The sequence below is a fragment of the Clostridium sp. CS001 genome (genome assembly GCF_020443565.1).
Taxonomy (GTDB): Bacteria; Bacillota; Clostridia; order Clostridiales; family Clostridiaceae; genus Clostridium_AD.
This window is the reverse complement of the sequence record NZ_JAIZZN010000021.1, coordinates 33,023-53,869: the sequence shown is the minus strand read 5'-3', so window position 1 is coordinate 53,869 and position 20,847 is coordinate 33,023. Positions and strand designations below refer to the sequence as shown.

At 32.1% G+C, this 20,847-nt stretch carries 15 protein-coding genes; 5 read left to right on the top strand and 10 right to left on the bottom strand.

What is annotated here, in order from left to right; translation table 11 throughout:
- The first annotated feature begins 217 nt into the window (after positions 1 to 217).
- Positions 218 to 3,313, top strand: coding sequence for an EAL domain-containing protein (locus LGK97_RS13720; protein ID WP_226260317.1), 3,096 nt, complete (start codon positions 218 to 220; stop codon positions 3,311 to 3,313).
- 95 nt (positions 3,314 to 3,408) lie between these two features.
- On the opposite strand, the gene LGK97_RS13715 is transcribed toward LGK97_RS13720, so the two are convergent.
- Entirely contained in the window at positions 3,409 to 3,570 is a 162-nt protein-coding gene (locus LGK97_RS13715; protein WP_226260316.1) for a hypothetical protein, read from the bottom strand.
- A gap of 534 nt (positions 3,571 to 4,104) precedes the next feature.
- Between LGK97_RS13715 and hisS the strand changes: the two genes are divergently transcribed.
- Positions 4,105 to 5,421: a histidine--tRNA ligase gene (gene hisS / locus LGK97_RS13710; RefSeq protein WP_226260315.1), complete on the top strand. Its 1,317-nt coding sequence runs from the start codon at positions 4,105 to 4,107 to the stop codon at positions 5,419 to 5,421.
- A gap of 90 nt (positions 5,422 to 5,511) precedes the next feature.
- On the opposite strand, the gene LGK97_RS13705 is transcribed toward hisS, so the two are convergent.
- The 4 genes from LGK97_RS13705 to LGK97_RS13690 form a co-directional block, all read right to left on the bottom strand.
- Positions 5,512 to 7,656: a PAS domain-containing protein gene (locus LGK97_RS13705; protein WP_226260314.1), complete on the bottom strand. Its 2,145-nt coding sequence runs from the start codon at positions 7,654 to 7,656 to the stop codon at positions 5,512 to 5,514.
- Between the two features lie 283 nt (positions 7,657 to 7,939).
- The gene (locus LGK97_RS13700) at positions 7,940 to 9,121 is read right to left on the bottom strand and encodes a cation:proton antiporter (protein WP_226260313.1); all 1,182 of its coding nucleotides are present in this window, start codon (positions 9,119 to 9,121) and stop codon (positions 7,940 to 7,942) included.
- Entirely contained in the window at positions 9,111 to 9,464 is a 354-nt protein-coding gene (locus tag LGK97_RS13695) for a hypothetical protein (protein WP_226260312.1), read from the bottom strand. Before LGK97_RS13695 ends, LGK97_RS13700 begins: the two co-directional genes overlap by 11 nt.
- Before the next feature lie 153 nt (positions 9,465 to 9,617).
- A complete protein-coding gene (locus LGK97_RS13690; protein WP_226260336.1) occupies positions 9,618 to 9,983 on the bottom strand; it encodes a YbaN family protein in 366 nt (121 codons plus the stop codon).
- A gap of 203 nt (positions 9,984 to 10,186) precedes the next feature.
- On the opposite strand from LGK97_RS13690, the gene LGK97_RS13685 reads away from it, so the two are divergent.
- Together LGK97_RS13685 and LGK97_RS13680 are read left to right on the top strand one after the other, a co-directional pair.
- Positions 10,187 to 11,353, top strand: a complete 1,167-nt coding sequence (locus LGK97_RS13685; RefSeq protein WP_226260311.1) for an AI-2E family transporter — start codon at positions 10,187 to 10,189, stop codon at positions 11,351 to 11,353.
- A gap of 32 nt (positions 11,354 to 11,385) precedes the next feature.
- A complete protein-coding gene (locus LGK97_RS13680) occupies positions 11,386 to 12,552 on the top strand; it encodes a lipase/acyltransferase domain-containing protein (protein WP_226260310.1) in 1,167 nt (388 codons plus the stop codon).
- A 62-nt stretch (positions 12,553 to 12,614) separates the two neighbouring features.
- On the opposite strand, the gene LGK97_RS13675 is transcribed toward LGK97_RS13680, so the two are convergent.
- The 5 genes from LGK97_RS13675 to LGK97_RS13655 form a co-directional block, all read right to left on the bottom strand.
- The gene (locus LGK97_RS13675; protein ID WP_226260309.1) at positions 12,615 to 14,060 is read right to left on the bottom strand and encodes a DEAD/DEAH box helicase; all 1,446 of its coding nucleotides are present in this window, start codon (positions 14,058 to 14,060) and stop codon (positions 12,615 to 12,617) included.
- A gap of 31 nt (positions 14,061 to 14,091) precedes the next feature.
- Complete coding sequence (locus LGK97_RS13670) at positions 14,092 to 16,236, bottom strand: diguanylate cyclase (protein ID WP_226260308.1); 2,145 nt, start codon at positions 16,234 to 16,236, stop codon at positions 14,092 to 14,094.
- A gap of 185 nt (positions 16,237 to 16,421) precedes the next feature.
- A complete protein-coding gene (locus LGK97_RS13665; RefSeq protein ID WP_226260307.1) occupies positions 16,422 to 16,688 on the bottom strand; it encodes a hypothetical protein in 267 nt (88 codons plus the stop codon).
- Entirely contained in the window at positions 16,675 to 17,781 is a 1,107-nt protein-coding gene (locus tag LGK97_RS13660) for a hypothetical protein (protein ID WP_226260306.1), read from the bottom strand. Before LGK97_RS13660 ends, LGK97_RS13665 begins: the two co-directional genes overlap by 14 nt.
- 470 nt (positions 17,782 to 18,251) lie before the next feature.
- Positions 18,252 to 19,166 carry a choline kinase family protein gene (locus tag LGK97_RS13655; protein ID WP_226260305.1) on the bottom strand — a complete coding sequence of 305 codons (915 nt, stop codon included), beginning with the start codon at positions 19,164 to 19,166 and terminating at the stop codon, positions 18,252 to 18,254.
- Positions 19,167 to 19,577: 411 nt separating this feature from the next.
- On the opposite strand from LGK97_RS13655, the gene LGK97_RS13650 reads away from it, so the two are divergent.
- A complete protein-coding gene (locus tag LGK97_RS13650) occupies positions 19,578 to 20,717 on the top strand; it encodes a 1-propanol dehydrogenase PduQ (RefSeq protein ID WP_226260304.1) in 1,140 nt (379 codons plus the stop codon).
- Positions 20,718 to 20,847: the final 130 nt, after the last annotated feature.

Below are 20,847 nucleotides of genomic sequence, written 5' to 3'. Positions count from 1 at the left end.
TCCATATAACTTTTTAAATTTATTCTATATCTTATAAGTTTTGCATTCTGTATATATTTAACTCAGGAAGAATTTACTTATTAAATTATTGGCTAGTGCCTATATATGCGTGATGTGATAAAATATACCTATTAAAACATTAATTCAACAAAAATTTTATTGATTATTCTACTTTAGAAATAATATTTTATTCCTAGTAGAAAGAAGGTGGTTAACAATGTCTTTATCATACATTTTTTCTTTAGTATTTTTCATTGCATTTGCAATCTATTTTATTTTTGGTATATACATACTATCAATCAATGCGAAAAGCATATTAAATCGACTTTTTTTTGCAGCATGTTTATCTCTTTGCATATGGTCATTTTGTTTTTCTATTGTCAATTCAGCACAAAATTATGAGACTGCTATATTTTGGCGTAGGCTGACTTCTCTTGGTTGGGGCACTTTATATAGCATCTTACTGCATTTTTTTCTCATTCTAACAGAAAGAAAAAAAATATTAAAGAATAAATTACTTTATGTTCTACTGTATCTTCCGGTAGTAGTAAACATTTTTGTTTTTGGTTTTAGTGCTATAGCAAATGAACAGTTCTCCATAATTAATACTACTGCAGGTTGGATTAACGTTCCAATAAGCACTCAGTGGAATTTGTATTTTAACCTATATTATGTAAGCTTCTCCACCTTGGGATTATGGCTCCTCTGGAATTGGGGAAAAATGTCGAAAGAACTAGTAAAGAAAAAGCAGGCTTACCTGCTTATCTCTGCCTTTGCCATCGCTTTGATATTAGGAACAATTTCAGACATGATCGTGAATGCATATATGTCATTCAGAATTCCTCAAATGGCACCTATTATTATTCTGATACCTGTAACAGCTATTTTTTATGCAATTAAAAGGTATGGACTAATGAATCATGAGAAAATTGATAAAGCTATACCAGGAAAGATATTGAGTAAGGTCAGCATGGGGAAATTTATTAAGATTATGTCTTTAGTATTTATTATTGGTGGAATGCTTAATTTTGCATCACAGTATTTTTTCTGTCTGACACATCCCAGCCTTAATTCTATTTTATTATCTAGTACTTTCTTTTTTATTATAGGGATAGCTCTACAATTTATTCACCTAATACCTATCAAAGCAGATTTTCAAGAGGTCTTTTTTATTACTATTGTGGTAATATCAATACTGATAATCACTATTAATTATATTCAAACTGCAAGCATTACCATGTGGGCGACACCTTTCGTTATTATTATGCTATCCGTTCTTCTCAATAAAAGGCTTATGTTTTTTGGGATGGGTATCTCAATTCTATCTATGCAAGTTTATATCTGGGTGAGGTTACCATCTGTAATGGTTCAGATTGACGGTTCAGATTATATTGGCAGAATTGGTATCTTAAGCATAACCCTATGGCTTGCTTACTTTGTTAATCGAATTTACATCCAGCGGCTTGAAGAAAATGAGAATCAATTTAAGTTTCAAGAGATGGTTTCAAAAATTTCGGCTAATTTTGTTACAGTGAATGAATCCAATTTGAATAAAAAAATCAATTATTTGTTAAAAATGAGTGGAGAGCATTTTCACATGGATCGAACTTATTACGTTAGTTTATCCCAGGAATTAAAAACCCTGGAGTGGTGTAATGAGGGTATCAAACCTGAGATTGATATTATTGAATCTATGGTGAAAGATAAATTTCCATTGTGGGTAAAGCATCTTAAAAACAGTGAAGTAATGTACGTACCAGATGTGGAAATGATAACACTAGAAGCTAGTGAAGAGAAATCATTCTTAAAATCTCTTAATGTTAAGTCACTAATAATTTTTCCTATAAATAGGGAAGATCAAAACCTAGGTTTTTTATTTTTTACATCAATTGGGGATACTATACCCTTTAGGGAAGACTATACGGAATTAATGAAAATATTAGGAAATTTATTGTCAGATGCACTGATAAAAGTGAAAGCTGAAAAAGAAATTAGCTATATGGCTTATTATGATTCATTAACAACACTGCCCAATCGTAAATTGTTTGAAAATCACTTAGAACAATCAATCCATTTAGCCAAACGCAGTGAAACAATTATTGGCGTGATTTTTATTGACTTAGATTCTTTTAAAACAATAAACGACACAATTGGACACTTTGGTGGTGATGAGATATTAAAGCAAGTAGCCCGCAGGTTATCTGGGTGTTTGCGGAGCTATGATACAGTTTCTCGGTTTAGTGGTGATGAATTTTTAGTTCAGGTTACTCAAATTTACAAAGTGGAGGATATTCAAAAGATTGCGGTTAAAATTATAAAGTCCCTTGCAAAGCCTATGAATGTTAACGATCAGGAATTCTTTATTACTGCCAGTATAGGTGTTGCTGTATTTCCTAGAGATGGTGAAGATTTTGAATCATTGATAAAAAATGCCGATTTGGCGATGTATGCTGCAAAGGATAATGGTAAAAATCAGTACAGATTATGTTCCCCAGATATGAAAGAGGATTCTTTGAAAGAAATGATGCTGACAAACAAACTATACAGGGCACTGGAAAGAAATGAGTTTGTTTTGTACTATCAGCCACAGGTGAGCATTTTGACTAAAAAAATCATTGGATTTGAAGCCTTACTTCGTTGGAATAATCCAGAGCTTGGAATGATTTCACCAGCCACCTTTATCCCATTAGCAGAGAAAACTGGGTTAATAAAACCAATTGGACAATGGGTACTTGAGACAGCATTTCATCAGAGTAAGACATGGCAAGGAATGGGTCTACCACCTTTGCGAATGTCGGTGAACGTGTCTACTGAACAATTCAGAGATCGAAAGCTAATTAGTATTGTTAGGAAAATACTAAGTGAAACCGGACTAGAGACTAAATATATGGAACTAGAGATCACTGAAAGCACTGCGATAGAGGGAGAAGACTATATCATTGAGATGCTGCATGCACTAAAAGATCTAGGCATACTTATTTCCATTGATGATTTTGGAACTGCATATTCGTCTTTAAGTCGACTAAAAGAATTGCCTATTGATCAATTGAAAATTGATATGCAATTTGTACGGGGAATTTCAGTTGGCAATAAAGATGAAGCCATTGCAAAAACTATTATCCAACTTGCTAAAAATTTAAAACTTAATGTAATCGCCGAAGGAGTTGAAACAGACGCACAGTTTGAGTTTTTTAAAAAGCATAAGTGTGATGAGATCCAAGGCTTCTACTTTTATAAACCTATGCCTGCATCGGAAATAGAACCACTCCTTTTTAATCAGTTTAGATTGGCGACACTTGAAAGATTACAATAAAATTTGGGGGAGTAGATGACTTATGACAAAGTCTAAATCTACTCCCAATATTGGCACTTCTGGTTATCGTTTTTGTGAAGATACCATCTACTTTATTACTGTGCATACTTACCATATAGTCCTTGGCCACCTGATGATGCACTTTGATTTCCGTGACTTGGTGCTCTCTTAGTGTTTTTTTGATTTGCAGATTTTGCTTTCTTTTCTTCAATTACTTTTTTCATTAGTTCCATGTTTTTGCTTACATCACTTTTCATATTTTTACCTTCTCTTTCTTTATTTTCACATCTTCTTAAAAGATTTGTAACTTATAAGTTAATATTCATAGCTAATTCTTTTAATTTATAGTGTGTTGTTTTATCAATCTATTATACCCCAAAAATAATTCTTTGAGTAGCACCTATTAACTAATACTTTTAAATAATTATCTGCAATGCTACAATATTAACATTACACAAAAGTTGAATATCGTTAATTCAAAGGTCTTGTGCTTCGCATATTGGCAAGAGCTGTTGTACATTTTATCACTTTAATGTCTTGAAGTATTTATTTATATGTAGTATAATTGTGAAAACACTTTGGAGGAATACTATGAATACTTTTAATAAATCAAACAATTTAATGTACCATCATCATCTTTAAGGTTTGGTTTATGGTTTGAAAAAATACCATAGATGCAAGCCTGTTGCTATTTAAAGTAACTGTATCTATGATGATGGAAAGTAACGCCGACTATCACTCACGTAGGTACATCACTTACGTGTTTTTTATATTTAGAGGAGGAATTAAAAATGAACAATCAAATTGTAAAACCATCAATTTTACCTGGCTTTATGGAATTATTGCCAGCGGATCAAATTCAATTTAATAAGTTATCAGATGCAATAAGAAAAACTTATGAAAGCTTTGGATTTATGCCCATTGATACACCCATAATAGAGAAATCAGAAATTCTACTAGCAAAGGGTGGCGGGGATACTGAAAAGCAAATTTATAGATTTTTAAAGGGTAGTACTGATTTGTCCCTAAGATTTGATTTAACTGTACCCTTAGCAAGGTACGTAGCTCAAAATGTCAGTTCTTTAACTTTCCCCTTTAGAAGATACCAAATTGGTAAGGTATATAGAGGAGAGAGAAATCAAAAGGGTCGTTTTCGTGAATTTTATCAATGTGATATTGATATTGTTGGAAATAATAGTTTAAGCATTTTAAATGATGCAGAGATTCCTAGCATTATTTATTCAATATTCCACAACCTTGGCTTTGAGGATTTTACCATAAAAATAAACAATAGAAAACTTTTAAATGGGTTCTTTGAAGCTTTAGAAGTTCAAGGTAAATCAGAAGTTTTAATTATTATTGATAAGATAGATAAAATTGGAGTAACAGCAGCCATTGATGAATTACTTAGCAGTGGCCTTAGCAGAGAAGTTGTGGATAAGATTCTTGAATTTATTAATATCAGTGGAAGCAATGAAGATATCTTATTGCAGTTGAAGAATTTAAACATTTTAAACACAAACTTTGAAGAGGGTCTAAGTGAACTTTCAATCGTTACTAAATACGTAAAATTATTTGGTGTTCCTGATGATAATTTAAAAATAGATTTAAAAATATCCAGGGGTCTTGATTATTATACTGGAACCGTTTATGAAACATTTTTAAATGAATACCCTTCTATTGGTTCTGTCTGCTCTGGTGGACGATATGACAATTTAGCAGAGTATTATACAAAGCAAAAACTACCAGGAGTAGGAATATCAATTGGACTCACTAGATTATTCTATCAATTAAATGAAGCTGGCTTCTTTAAAAGTGATGCTAGTACTTCTATAACAAAAGTGCTTGTAATACCACTAGATAATAATATTGATTATGGAATTTCTCTTGCAAAAGCTTTAAGGGATAAAGGCGTAATCACAGAAATCTATCTTGAGGACAGTAAAATGGTAAAGAAACTTGGATATGCAGATAAACTAGGTATTCCTTTTGCAATTTTAATAGGTGAAAGAGAAGCTCAAGATAAAACTGTTACAATAAAAAACATGTCAACTGGTGAGCAAATAACTGTTGGTTTTGATGCAGCTTATGAAATTGTTAACGTATAATTATAAAATAAGATAAAAGTGAACAATATAGAAAAATGCCGGTTAAGGTGATTAGGTCACACGTTTAGCCGGCATTTTGTATGTACTCTTTTAATCATAAATATCTGAAAACTCCACATTCATCTTTCCAATAAATCTATCCTTATGCTCATCTTCATTAACATTATATAATATACATTCTTCACTTGTATCATATTTAACTGGAAGTTCAATAATAAATTCTGAGCCCTTGCCATATTCACTTATCACATTAATACTCCCACCATGCATCTCAACAAGGGATTTCGTTAAGGATAAACCAATTCCACTCCCCTCATTCTCTCTGGTAAATAGTTTTGAAACTTGTTTATATCTTTGAAATATTATATCCTGATTTTCTTCTTCAATTCCAATACCATTATCTTTAATGGAAATTACAACAGTAAACATCATATTATAAATATTTATATGAACAGAATCTCCAGTAAATTTTATAGCATTTGATATGACGTTTAGCATTATCCTCTCAATCATATCCACATCACATATTATTGGCATTTCTTCTACATCTGTGGAAAATGACAAGTTAATGTTCTTTTGCTTTGCATAATCCGATACTGACATTGAAATTGTCTTTATTAGACTTACAATATCTTGCTCGCTAAATTTGGGTTCATAAAACCCGGCATCAACTTTTGTTGTATCAATTAAATTATTAACCAATCTTAACAACCTCATACAATTTCGTTTCATAGCCTTTAAATGCTTTGAACTTTTTTCTTTATCTAAATAAATATCATTTTTAAGATATAGCTCAAAGAGTTGGACCCCTGCCAATGTTACGTTAATAGGGGTTCTAAGTTCATGTGACATATTAGCAATAAACTCACTCTTATTAAGATTAGCTTTTTCTGCAATTTCTTTTGCTTTTTTTAGCTCTTCTTTAATTTTTTTTCGGGAAGTAATATCTTGAAGCACTCCATAACGAAAAGATGGTTCTAACAAATTCCCTTTTACTGATGTAAATCTATTAAGAAACCATTTATACTCACCATTTTTGCACAAAAATCGGTACTCTATTTCTTTTGCGGCATAATTTCTTGCGTCTGCTCCTTTTATACACTTAAACACATTATTAAAATCCTCTGGATGAATCAGACTAAGGACATTGTCCTCGCTCATTACTTTATACTCCTCAAGAGTATACCCTGTTAATCTTTCAATGGCAGGGCTAATATAATCATATGTATCACTTACAAGATTTCTTCTATAAAATGCATCCTGAGAATGTTCTAGAACATTAGAAAATCGTTCTTTAGATTCTCTTAGTTCCTGTTCCATTAGCTTACGAGAATTAATATCAGAATGTGTACCGGTTAATCTTAGAGGCTTTCCATCTTCGGTCCAACTTATAATTTTGCCCTTACTAAGTATCCATTTATAAAATCCATCTTTTGCAAGAAGTCTATATTCACTCTCGTAAACTGGAACTAATCCGTCTAAATACATGTTTAACTTTTGGTAAGCAGCCTCCTTATCATCGGGATGAAGTAGATTGTCCCATTCGCTAAATGAATTTTGAATCTCAGTTTCCTTATAACCAAGCATTCCCATCCATTCCTTGGAACAAATCATTTCATTGGTTCTTGCTTTCCAATCCCAAACACCATACCCACTGCCCTCCAGTGCAAAGGTCAGCCGTTCTTCATTTACTTTTAGCTCCTCCAGGATTTTCTTACCTTCACTTATCTCTTTTTCAAGGGTAACATTAATTTCTTCCAACTTTTTCATATTAGCTTTATTCTTTTCTTCTAGTTCATTATTTCTTTTAACTATATCTTCTTCTATTTTCTTCCTATCAGTTACATCATGAATAATAGAATATAATAATTGCCTACCATTATGAATTATGGGTCCACTGTGAACTTCTACATCTCGGATTTCACCATTTGCTCTTCGATGTTTAAAGTAAAAGCAGTCCTTTTGCTTTCTAGCGGCGAATTTCATTTCCATAGCAAGTTCATCTACTGAAAGTCCATTAATGTCACAAACTTTTAATTTTATAATTTGTTCATAGTCATATTGATAAAAAGTACAAGCAACTTCATTTGCATCTACTATCTCCCCTGTTTCCGGATCAATAACAAGTATTATTGAATGATTAATTTTTAAAAGCTCCTTGCAATAAGTATTTGTACATTCATATAGGTCAACGTTCCCATCACTTCCTACTTCTATAAAATTGCCTTTATTCATAACTTTTACCCCCATAACCCTCTAAAAAAAATTTTATGTTGTTTTTCTTTAACATGATACTTATACATATAATTCAATTATATCCAAGTTATATATTTATTCAATACAAATTTAATATATAGTGCCACCCAGGTGGCAAGTGGCAAGTTTAAAAATATAGTTCGCAATCATCACCAATAAAATAAGGATTAAATAAGTATATTCCTTATTTAATCCTTATTATGTTCATTTATGATTTTTATCGCCGAAATCATAGTGTCAGGCTCTTAATTAATTTTATAATTTACTTCTTTAAAGTTACGATTTCACCAGATCTTTCTAATGCGTTTTTTGCAACAACAGGTCCGATTATTGAATATATAAATGTAGAGCATAATATAATAACACGAAGTTGCAATGCATACTCTGGTATAATATTTCCGGCAACTACAATCAGTCCTAAGGCAACCCCTGCTTGAGGCATAAGTGTTGGTCCCAAGTATTTACATATTTTTTCTTCTTGCTTAGTAACCCTTCCGCCAATAAAGGCTCCAGCTATCTTCCCAACAACGCGCATAACAACATACAAAAGTCCAATCACACCGATTCCACTAAGAGCTGATATTTCAAAGCCAGCTCCTGAAATAACAAAAAATATCATGAAAACCGGTGGAGAAAATGAATCTGTAATTTTAACAATACTTTCAATATCATCATATATGTTTACAAACACGCCACCAAGTGCCATGCAGGCTAGTAATGGAGAACCATAAAAGAATTCAGCTAACCAATAAGTAATTAAGATGAATGCAATAATAAGACAAAGTCTATTTGATGATTTTTTAAACCATCTAAATGTCAACTTCATAATAATACTTAATACTCCACCCAAAATAAAAGATATTACTACTCCATATACAGGCGTTAATATTGATAAAACAATATTAGTGCTGAGACTTGATGACATCATCTTCACTATAGTGGTTGCAAATCCAAACCCTATAAGAGCAACAGCATCATCAATAGCAACGACACTCATTACCATTGAAGTTAATGGTCCTTTAGCTTTGTATTGATTTATAACCATTATAGTTTGAGCTGGAGCAGTAGCTGCTGCGATTGCTCCTAACAATATTGAAAGCTTTGTATCGAAGCCAAAAATAATTAAAGTTACAGTTACACATATAATGGCTCCAACAGATTCTGCAATAGCTATTATAATAGGTGCGATTCCTACTTTTTTAAAGTAGGTTAAATTAAACTCACTTCCTATTGAAAACGCTATAAACCCTAACGCTATATTCGATATAACAGAAAATCCGTTAACAATATTTACAGGAATAAAGTTAAAAAAAGATGGACCCAATAAGAGGCCAGCAATTAGATAACCTGTTACATTTGGAAGCCTTACAAGTTTGGCAAGCCTTCCAAAAATTATTCCAGCAAATAGTATTATGGCAACTTCAATGATTATTTTACTTTCCAATTTTTCTAATCCCCTTTGTAAAATCAATTGGTACGCTAAAAACTATACCAGTATCCTTTAGCGTAAGGTCACCAACAACAGATTCAATAGCGCTGACTGCTTCCTCTAGTTGCCATTCATGGATAACAGTAAGTACTATTTTGCTTTTTTCTCTTTCAGGATTTAAAAATGCTCTAAGCGACCCCAAAAATGGAATTTCATCTTCATCATGTTCGTGGCTTAATAGTCTAGCCATCCCTATACTTTCTATAACAGTGGCACCACTAATGTTTCTTCGTGCAAACTCAGTTAAAACTTCATCTAATTTCTCTGTTTTGTTTAATATTAAAAATAATAGTTTCATATTTCCTCCTTGCTTTTAACTTTAATGAACCTAACATATTAATTATAGTACTAATCTATCTATTATACAAATTAGGCTGTTTGCTTTCAGCATGCCCTACAGCATATACCCAATATATTAAAAAAGAGGAATATGAAAATGTATTTAAAATATTTAACTTGTTTTTATCTTGTATATAAAATAGTAATACTTATATGCTATTAGAATTATAATAAATATCTTTACATATTTAGAGTCTAAAATAATTAATGGAAACAGTAACATAATGTCTGCAAAAACTAGTACTGAAATTTTTTTTCTTAAAGGCATAGATCTATTGTCTATAAATGATTTCAGGTTATTCTTATATAATTTCGTTCCTTTAAACCATTTGTCAAATCTTTCAGATCCTCGAACAAAACAAAAGGATGCTAAAAGATAGAACGGAGTAGTTGGCAGTATTGGTAATACTATTCCTATAGTACCTAATATAAATGATATTACTCCTACCAATATATAAATTAACTTCTTTAACCTAATCATAATTACACCGCTCTCTATTTGTTATTCTACTTTTTTAAGTAGTTTATATATATTATAATATAAATCTTCCTAATAACCAAAAAATCACGACTTATATTGACTCTATTCCCAAATACGTGGTAAATTAAAGGTATATTAAAATATTGAATAACATATTAAAAATAAATTTAAAAGCAAACTAATTGCGAAGGGATAGTAATATGAGAATAGATAAACCTTTATTGAAATACTGCTTGTATGCAACTGGAACCGTTCTTCTGATTTACATGGGCATAATAATCTTTAATAATATAGGTGCCATTTTTTCTTTATTATCAAGTATAATAGAAAAAACTCTTACACTTATGAAACCACTTATTATAGCACTTGTGATTGTATACTTATTGAAGCCAGGTGTGAAAAGTATTGAAAACTTATTAGAAAATAAAAGAATATTTAAAAAAGCATCTACCAGAAGAGCATTTGGTATTTTAGGAGTGTATGCACTGGTAATCGCTATTTTTATAGCTGTTATTAGTGGAATATATATTATGATTGGTGGAAAACTTTCTAACAATGTAACTATAGCTAATATGACAGAGTACCTTACCCAATATTTAAAAAACTCAACACTTTCAGTTAGCTTTATTAGCGAAAAGTTGCAAGGTTCAAATCTCTCTATTCTAGGAAACTTAAATGATAAGATTGCTCAAGTTGTAAGCTATATCCAGTCGTACTTTTCTGCAAGTGTTGGTGCAATGACAAATTCCATTGTATCAATAAGTGGTAATATAGTTACATTCTTTATAGCTATAGTATTAAGTATTTATTTAATGCAGGACTCTGAGTACTTTGCTGATCTATGGAGTAAAATCTTTAATCTTATATTTAGAACAAGCTCAACAGGAAATAGATTGACCGAAATATTACATACTGTAGATGATACGTTTCATAAATATATTAAAGGTCAATTACTTGAAGCTTGTATTGTTGGAGTACTATCAGGTGCTGTATTGTATTTTATAGGAATAGATTATGCTTTAATAATAGGAATTATTGCTGGTATTTGCAATATGATTCCCTATATCGGACCTGTTGTAGGAACTGTTCTTGCAATAATTATGTCTCTACTGAGTGGACAACCTATCACAGCTTTATGGGCAACCATTGGAATGATTGTAGTTCAACAAATTGATAATAACTTTTTAGCACCTAAAATTGTTGGAGATAGCGTGGGGCTTCATCCTGTATTCACTATGCTTGCAATTATTATAGGTGGAAATTTAGGTGGACTTATAGGTATGCTAATTGCTGTACCTGTTGCTGCTTCTTTTAAGATATTAATTAGTAAATGGTATACTTATCATATGGAACAAACTGCTCCATAAAGAAATACTATATAATTATGAGGTGACCTTTCTTGAAAAGAAAATTATGTAACTTATTATGCTTTGTTTTTCTACTTAATACAGTTCTTCTTAATTTCCAAATTAAGAATACTTTTGCAAATGAATTATACAAACCTAATGATAAAGAAGTTGTAATCTTTATACCCGGCATAATGGGTACAGAACTTTATTATGACTCAGAAAAAGTGTGGCTACCAAGCACTAAGTCCCTAAAGTCTATTTTAAAAGGTTCTGCCTCCTTAATTTGTGATAAAGATGGAACTCCATTGCTAACGGATGTCCAAATAGGCTCGCCTTTAGCTGATTCTTCAACTCTATTAAAAGAAACACTTGAGAATACCGATAAATATAAGGTCCTTTTGTTTGGGTATGATTGGAGAATTGATAATAGTATTAACGCAGATAGATTAAAAGAATTTATTGATATCAATACAGCTAATGACCAAAAAGTATCAATCATAGCCTACAGCATGGGTGGACTTGTTACAGCAAAATATATTGCCAATGGTAATACTGAGAAAATTAATAAATATATTTCTATAGGAGTACCCTATTTAGGCGCACCAAAGGCATTCTACATGTTAGAAACAGGAGATGTTGATGGTTTTAGTAGCAAAATCTTAAATAAAACTATAAAATATGAAATTTCAAATATGCAACCTTTATATCAATTGCTTCCTACAAAGCAATATTTTGATAATAAAAATAATTATTATATTAGTACAAATATAATTACTAATACAAAATCTTCAAAGGAAAGTACTAAATTACTTATAAAATCCTTTAGTGAAACTGAAAATTTTATAATCTATAGAAAATTTTCACCGCATAGTAAAGATCATTTAAAGAAAGCTGAAGATTTTCATAAATCTTTAGAGACAATTCTGTTTAAAGATAAATATGCATTAGATTGTATAGATTCATACTTTATCATAGGAAATGGCCAAGCAGGTACTATAGAAAGAATAGAAGAAAAATTTGAAATGAAGAATTCTATACCTAAATTTAAGAATTGTATTATTTCATCTAATTCTCAGGGAGATGGTACTGTTCCAGTATATAGTGCAAATGTTGGCGGAAGAACTAATCCAAAAAAAACTTTTTTTGTGAGCGAAGAGCATTCGGAGTTATGTAATAACGAGAATGTAATTAATCAAGTTTTAAATATACTAAAGTAATGCTTATCCTAAGTAGCAAGTAGAAACTCTGTCTCTACTTGCTACTTTTTTATTTATTACATTTATATATCCACTTTACTTACCGTACGCACCCTACCCTTAATAGGTGTGTTTTGTAACTCCTTAAACACCATCTCGCCTTTATTGTTTAATATTTCTACAAATGTAGATATATCAACTATATTGATGATTCCTATATCATCTTTTGTCATATCTTTAATATTGCAAAGCGCACCTACAATATCTGCTGCCCTCATCTTTGTTTTCTTACCTGCATTTATATGCAATTTCATAATTTCTTTACTTAGCTCAGCACCTTTTGCTTCTTTAACTTCAGGTCTTGTATTCATTTTGTCCTCAAATTCTTCTTTAGCATCATTTACGATTTCCACCTTTGGTGCTTCCTTTAAAACAATCTCTTTGCCGATGTAGTCATGTATATCATTTAAAAATCTATTTTCCCTTTGTGTTACAAAAGTAACTGCATGACCTAACTTTCCTATACGCCCTGTTCTTCCTATTCTATGAACATAGCTTTCCTTGTCTTCTGGTATATCATAGTTAATTACAAGGGTAATGTTATCTATATCTATGCCTCTAGCTGCAACATCTGTAGCTACTAAATATCTAAAATACCCTTTCTTAAACCCGTTCATTATTCTAAGTCTATCATCTTGTTCCATTCCACCATGTATTTTTCTACAAGTGTACTGAAGCTTAGACAGCTCGCCATAAACCTCGTCTACCTTTTGTTTTGTATTGCAAAATATAATGCAGCTATCTGGGTTTTCTATTATGGTTATATCTCTTAAAAGCTTCATTTTATCCCGTTCATCTACGTCATATCTTTCTTGGCATATGTTATCTGCTGCTTTATTTTCTTCCTCTATTTCAATATGTATAGGGTCTTTCATGTACCTATTACGTAAAGTCTCTATATCCTTTGGCATGGTAGCTGACAATAATATGGTTACCCGCTCTTTAGGTAAGCTATTTATTATTGTTTCTATTTGGTCTACAAATCCCATATTAAGCATTTCATCAGCTTCATCTATTACAAGGTACTTTATGTTTGATGTATCAAATGTGCCTTTATCAATATGATCTATAACACGACCAGGAGTTCCAACCACTACATGTGTTTTTTGTTTAAGCTCCTTTTTTTCATTATAGAAAGGTGACTTTCCATAAACTGCAGACACTTTAAGTCTTTTAAATCTCCCTATGTTAAAAATATCTTCTTTGACTTGGATAGCAAGCTCCCTTGTTGGTGTAAGTACCAATGCTTGAGGTTTATTTTCTTCCCAATCTACAAGCTGGCAAATAGGAATTGCAAATGCTGCTGTCTTCCCACTTCCAGTTTGAGACTTAACCACTACATCCTTTTGCTTAAGTACAACAGGTATAACTTGTTTCTGAACCTTTGTAAAATCTTTAAAATTCAACATACTAATCGCCTTTAATAACTCGCTGCTTAATTTATAATCCTTTAAATTTTCTTTTATCATTTGGTCATCTCCTTCTGCTTTAAACCCTATCTTATAATGTGTTCATTCTGCCTTTGATCCTACTTTTATCCTCATACATTCTTTTGTCAGCAAGGGCAATTATATCATCAATATCTTCCTTCGAACAGTTTCTTGTAGCATAACCGAAAGCTGCAGACATTTTAATACTTTTATTTTCACCAACCTCTATGCTTTTCTTTTCAATAATTCCTTTAACCTTTAATATATTCTCTACCATCTGCTCCTCATTTGTGCTTTCTAATATTATATGGAATTCATCTCCACCCATTCTCAAAACCAGGTTACATTTAGGAAAAGCTTCTTTAAGAGTGTCTGCAAAACATTTTAATAATTTATCACCAATAATATGTCCATAATTATCGTTAACTTTCTTTAAATCATTTACATCAGAAACAATTATTGTTTGAGGGTATTTCCAAGTATCTAGTTTATCCTTAACCTTATCATTATAGTAGTTTCTATTATAAACATTTGTTAATGCATCTGTATATAAAAGATTCTCCCTCTCCCTCAAAGTTGATGTTTTAGTCTTTTCTCTTGTTAAATCTCTAAATACCTTAATTGCAAATACTATTATAATGAGTATTAAGATAGCTAACCCTAGAATTATAAAAATAAGATTTCTATAATTCTGGTTGGTTCTCTTATGGGGTATTCCAGCGTACCCTACATTAAATAACTCATCTATATCCATAAGAGGTATAATCTTATCCATTATACTTGCAAGTTCAGGGCTTTTCTTTGAAATTCCATAATATAAATAGGAATCTGTGCTTGTAGTACCCTTTTGAACAATATCATATAACTGCATATCTTCAAAATAAAAACGAAGTACACTTGGATTTTCTATAAGATAATCAGCTTTTCCAGTGCTAACTAACGTTAATGCCTCTTGAATATTGTTAGTTTCTATAATGTCTACACTAGTGAGGTTTTTTCTCAGATATTCCTCATGCCAGAACCCTTTTATAATAGCAACCTTTTCCCCTTCAAGCCCAAAAACATCTTTAACATCTTTGACTCCTACTTTACCCGCAATTATATCTCTTTCTGTACTGTAAGGCCTTGGGTATAATATATTTTTTACTCTTTCCTCAGTTTTGGCAATATTTAAAACGTCTATTTCGCCTTTTACAAGCTTTTCAGAGAGTATATCAAAGTCATCATAAACATACTTAAACTTTATGCCGGTTTTAGCCGATATCTCTTTTATAATTTCCCCACTTATGCCTCCATAAATACCATCCTTATAATAATCAAAGGGAAGATAATCCTTTGTAATACCTATGGTTGCTTCACCTTTATTCTTAATCCAGTTTCTTTCACGCTCTGAAAGATTCATAATCTTCATGGTATATTCAATTTTGCTTTGGTCCATGAGCTTTGGCAGAGTTCCATTTAACAAATTATTAAGCTGCTTGTCTAATATTTCCGCAAGAATCTTATCTTCTTTCCTTGTAGAAAAGGTTCTATCAGAGGTTATTTTTTCTATCTTAAATGTATATTTCAAATTAGGAAAATCATAAATAAAACTATATACCACATCGCCACCTGATACTATAAATGCATCAATTTCATTGCTTCTTAATGCCGAAATTAGATCTTCTTCAGAGTTATACGCTTTCTCTTCATACTTTATATTTTTATAGACTTCAGGCAACAGTTCCATCACAATATCATTTTTAAGAAACCCTACTGCTCTTTTATCAATGTCACCTATTGTATGTATATCTCCATCTTTTTTAGATATAAGTGCATAAGGTACTTTACTTACAGGTATTGTAAAGGTCATGATTTTTTCTCTTTCAGTGGTTTGGTTTGCTCCAAAAAGAATATCCACACTGCCATCTTGAAGCCCTAAATAAACCTCACCCCAAGTCTTTGATGCTTCTAACCTTATGTTTATCCCTAAGTTTTCATTGATAGTTTTTATTAAAGGAATTAAATAACCCTTTTCTTTACCATTATCTTTAAAATATTCATCTCCAGAATATGGGTCAATGCCCAGAATTAAAATCCTTTTTTTATTTTTAGTTATCCACTGTTGTTCTTCACTAGTCAATGATACCGTGTTATTTGAAGTGGAGAATGTAAAATTTTTAGAAGAAAATAGTATAATTAAAACAAATAAGAAAGTTCTTGTAAAATTCTTCAATATTATCACACTCCAAAATATTCTTCTACGTTAATTCTAAAAAGGTAACATAAAGTTCAATTAATTTGTTATATTATAGTTCTATAAATTAGTTGAAATCCCTTTAAAAATTTAAAAAAAGTGCCACCCACATGGCAAGTGCATGTTACTAACATGTCACTTGCCACGTGGGTGGCACTAGTAGATTAATCTTTAATGTATTTATTAATTGTAGCTGCACCGTCTCCGTTTGCATGATAGTAAACTTTTAAGACATCTGCCTTATCCATTTCAAATCTTGTCTCTTCTAGAAGACCATTAGCTTCGGCAGTCATTAAAGCTGCGATTACATCATTTCTGTTAAGGGCTTTAAATTTACCATATTCACCCTTTAAAGCTTCTATAACATCTTCTGCACAAGCTTCTTTAACTTTTGTAAAATGTTTTAAAATTGCATAGTTAAGCGCTTTCATACTTATTTACCTCCTTCTTTCTAAACAAATCCATTGGATTCATAGAAATTACTAAGATACCAAATACCATTAATATAGCAGCTACCCAAGCAATAGGAGGTAATGACCAACCTTCTATACCGCTAAATACACCAAGTATTATCCAGCAACAGAATGGTCCCCAAAAGGAGTAAGTACCATTACATGCCATACCCAAAGCGGCACCACACATACTGTTACCCTTATACCAGCTCATATACGAAACGAATGCGCAAAGACCAGCTATGGCAAACCAAATCATAGAAGGGCCACTTGTAAATGCCTTTACAACAAGATCAGTTGAAATATTAATACCGCCTGCCATCATACCAAAGATAGGAATTAAAATAATTAAGTTTGAAAGACCTGATATTGTCTGACGTATAGTAATGCCGATTTCAGAGTCAATCATAGATGTTCCGTAACCAGCTACGCAACCCTCAAAACCCCAACCAAGAGCAGCTATGAAAGCGATACAAACACCAAGGAACATGCCTTTTGGTGCATCTCCACCAATGCTTGTACTACCAATCATAAAACTAGCAACAACACAAATAGCAATACCAAACATCATACGTTTAGTTAATTTTTGTTTATATAATAATCTACCTAAAATAGCACCAATAGCCGGACAAAGAGCAGTAATAGGAATAACTATGGAACCAGCCATTTGAAGACCAACAACATAGGCTGTGCTGGAAATAGGGCCTCCTATAAGAGCAGCTAAAATCATTACACGACCTGGAGTAGTATTAATGCATCTAAAGAAATCTGAAAGCTTACCTTTAATTGCTGCATAAAGTAATGCCCAAACAGCGCTACAAGTATCATTTACCGCACTGCCAATTGCTCCTAGTAAATATGTAACAGCAAAAGCAGATAACCCAGCTGTATTAATACCATACCAGTCACCCCAAACTCCCTTAGTCATACCTAGTGTCAAAAATGCTGAATAAAATCCATACATAAGTCCTGAAAATAAAGCAATTGAGATACCCTTTTTGTAAAATTGTGATGATAACTTCTTTTTAGCAGTAACTGCCGAAGCACTAACTGCTATCGCCTCTTTACTCATAAACAAAATCCCCCTCTTTGAATTTTTTTAATGTATTAGCTTTAAATTATAATTTATAATAACCATGTTTCTAACATGGCCATTAGAAATTTTCTTTCATGACCTTACGTACCTTTAATTCTTAGGATTTAACTTTGTGGAGAAAGGAATGAGAAACCGTTTTCCCAAATAATTCTTACCTTTAACTTACAATTTCACCTATTATAAATATAACTTAATGAGGCGCTTTTTCATGGCATAAAATGCAACTTTTTACTGCATTATATCCGACACTCTTTTGAAGTTTTTGTACTATCGTTACTTTATTGCACAATAGCTTGTTTCAAATGATACAGCACTATTCTCACTTCATTTTTAAGCATAAAAAACACACCCCATTGAATGAAAATAACTAAAATAGTTATTTCCATTCAATGGGGTGTGTCTAAAATATAAAACCACATTTTCTACATGGCCAGTTATATAGCTACCTAATCTTTTACCATATCAAAAATAGAATACTCTGATGAAACAGTGATTGCCTTTACATTTTTTTGAAAACGCTCGTATCTAACACTGCAGTAGTCCAGAAAATCATCACCACTATAGTGTCTAACCATGGCCCATACCATCCAAAGCAAATCCTGTGCCATCATATAGCATTTTATTTTTAATATTTCCTCGGGTGAGGGCGCTTGCTCATAGTAATCTAAAAGAAGATATTCAATTGCTTCTTTGCTCAATCTGGATTCAAGAATATACGAAGCTACATCCCAACTTGGGTCATTCATTCCAGAATATTCCCAGTCTATAAGGTAGGTCCTTCCATTATCATCAGTTACAAAGTTTTCGGGCACTGTGTCATTATGACAGGGAACAGAAATTATATCTTTTATATTCTCTTTCATAAAATCAATTAATTGATCCTTTAATGCAGCATAATCAAAGAAAAAACCGCCCTTAAGCTTTTGAATAATCTTTTCATATTTATCAAGTTCCTTTTCCCAATGGAATGAATTGGGGAAGTCTTTTAGACTAGAATGAGTTCTTTTCATTAGACCAGAAACAGCCCTCAAATTTGTGAGAGAGCTTGGATCTGTCTGAGCAATATTTTTGCTGTTTTTAATATACACACTGATTTTTATTCCACTAATTTCATCAAAATAAACGCACTTGGAATTCATACCAAACTCCGAGGCGATGCGATTGTTCTCTTTTTCAACTTTTCTGTCGATCATAAGTTCTGTCATTCCGCCCGGTTGACGAACAACATAATCTGTACCTTTAATATCTATAAGGTAATTATAATTTGTAAGTCCACCTGCAAACCTTGATTTATCGAATACAACACTATTATCATTAAAAACCATACGCAATTTTTCTTGTACTAATTCTTCTATTTTCATCAATAATTCCACCACACATATTCCAATCTATTACTTTCTTTAATTCTGAAGTTCACTTTACTTTAAGCGTTTATCTCATTTCCTACCATGGTTCTTTAATATTAAGTATCGATTAATATTAAGTATCGATAGTCTATCACACTGATTCCTAATTGTAAAGTATATTTTCCTTTAAGAACTATTAAATATATTGATATTATAGCATATTTTTATTTTAAAGAAGAAAAAAATTAGAAAACTATAGTTTTAAAGTAGCCATAGTTCAAGAAAAACAATATTGTACAATTTCAAATTTTAACTTAATACAATAGTGCTAAAACTATATATTAAATCTGCAATAAACTAATTGTTCTACATGATATCATGTATTATGAGCTTTACTGTAGCATCAAAGAATAGGAGGTATACATAATGGAAGATAAGTTTAAATTGAAGTCAACTGTCTATTTTAATAAGGAATCTATGCAACTTTTAGAACAGATTAAAGGTTCCCGAGCATTCATTGTCTCGGATTCTATAATGGAAAAGCTAGGATATCTTCAAACTGCAGTAGATTACCTAACCAAAGCAGGAATAAGCTCCATTGTTTTTTCTGGGGTACGCCCTGATCCGGATGTTAACGTAATTACAGAGGGTCTAAAGCTATACGAGAAAAGTGATGCAGATGTACTTGTTGCACTTGGGGGGGGTTCTGCCATCGATACAGCAAAGGGAATTTTGTATTTTTCTTGGAAGTTAAAAAGTGCAGCTGGTGACGAAGTTAAAAAGCCACTGTTTATTGCAATTCCATCCACAAGTGGAACAGGTTCAGAAGTAACAGATTTTACCGTTATTACTTCTGAGGGTTCAAAGGTGGTAATAGTAGATGAATTTATTGCACCAGATATTGCGATACTTGACTCTACATGTATTCAGCATGTTCCCCATCGTGTGGTTGTAGATACAGGTATAGATGTTCTAGTTCACGCTATCGAAGCCTATGTTTCCACAAGTGCAACGGACTTTACAGATGCTCTTGCAGAAAAAGCAGTCAAGCTAATCTTCGAAAATATTGAGACGCTTTACAAGGACCCTAAAGATCCAAATGCCAGAGATCGTGTTCAAAATGCTTCCTGCATGGCTGGAATGGCATTTACAAATACAAGTCTTGGTATCAATCACAGCTTGGCACATGCCTTAGGAGCTACTTTTCACATTTCCCATGGTCGCTCCAATGCAATTTTACTTAGTGCTGTGATGGAATACAACTCCGACTTAAGGGGAAGCGCCAACAGTTATGCTGCTCAAAGATATGCAAAACTAGCAACCATTCTGCAACTTCCAGCCCGTACACCTCGTGAAGGAACTGTGAATTTCATACAGGCTGTGGACAGACTAAAGAAAGTTCTAGGAGTTGAAACAAATATTCGTGCGCTTGGAGTTGATCAGAAGGAATTTGAAAATGCTTTGAAGCCTATGTCTGAGACAGCCATATTAGATCGTTGTACTCCAACTAATCCAAGAAAGCCTTCTAATGAAGACCTAATTGGTATTTATCAAAAGTGCTATTAATAAGTTTCAAAATAATATTTTGTTCTACTAATGAGACCTAGATTTTCTAGGTCTTTATTTGTTTTATTTAGATTGCATAAATCCCAAGAAAGGCTAAAACCAAAAACCTGTGTTTTAGGCTGTTTTTGGT

Bases quoted from the DNA above. Each gene is read 5' to 3' on its own strand.
- LGK97_RS13715 (WP_226260316.1), bottom strand. From the start codon at position 3,570: ATGAAAAGTGATGTAAGCAAAAACATGGAACTAATGAAAAAAGTAATT.
- LGK97_RS13655 (WP_226260305.1), bottom strand. From the start codon at position 19,166: ATGAAAATAGAAGAATTAGTACAAGAAAAATTGCGTATGGTTTTTAAT.
- LGK97_RS13695 (WP_226260312.1), bottom strand. From the start codon at position 9,464: ATGAAACTATTATTTTTAATATTAAACAAAACAGAGAAATTAGATGAA.
- hisS (WP_226260315.1), top strand. From the start codon at position 4,105: ATGAACAATCAAATTGTAAAACCATCAATTTTACCTGGCTTTATGGAA.
- LGK97_RS13665 (WP_226260307.1), bottom strand. From the start codon at position 16,688: ATGAAAGCGCTTAACTATGCAATTTTAAAACATTTTACAAAAGTTAAA.
- LGK97_RS13705 (WP_226260314.1), bottom strand. From the start codon at position 7,656: ATGAATAAAGGCAATTTTATAGAAGTAGGAAGTGATGGGAACGTTGAC.
- LGK97_RS13675 (WP_226260309.1), bottom strand. From the start codon at position 14,060: ATGATAAAAGAAAATTTAAAGGATTATAAATTAAGCAGCGAGTTATTA.
- LGK97_RS13720 (WP_226260317.1), top strand. From the start codon at position 218: ATGTCTTTATCATACATTTTTTCTTTAGTATTTTTCATTGCATTTGCA.
- LGK97_RS13685 (WP_226260311.1), top strand. From the start codon at position 10,187: ATGAGAATAGATAAACCTTTATTGAAATACTGCTTGTATGCAACTGGA.
- LGK97_RS13650 (WP_226260304.1), top strand. From the start codon at position 19,578: ATGGAAGATAAGTTTAAATTGAAGTCAACTGTCTATTTTAATAAGGAA.
- LGK97_RS13660 (WP_226260306.1), bottom strand. From the start codon at position 17,781: ATGAGTAAAGAGGCGATAGCAGTTAGTGCTTCGGCAGTTACTGCTAAA.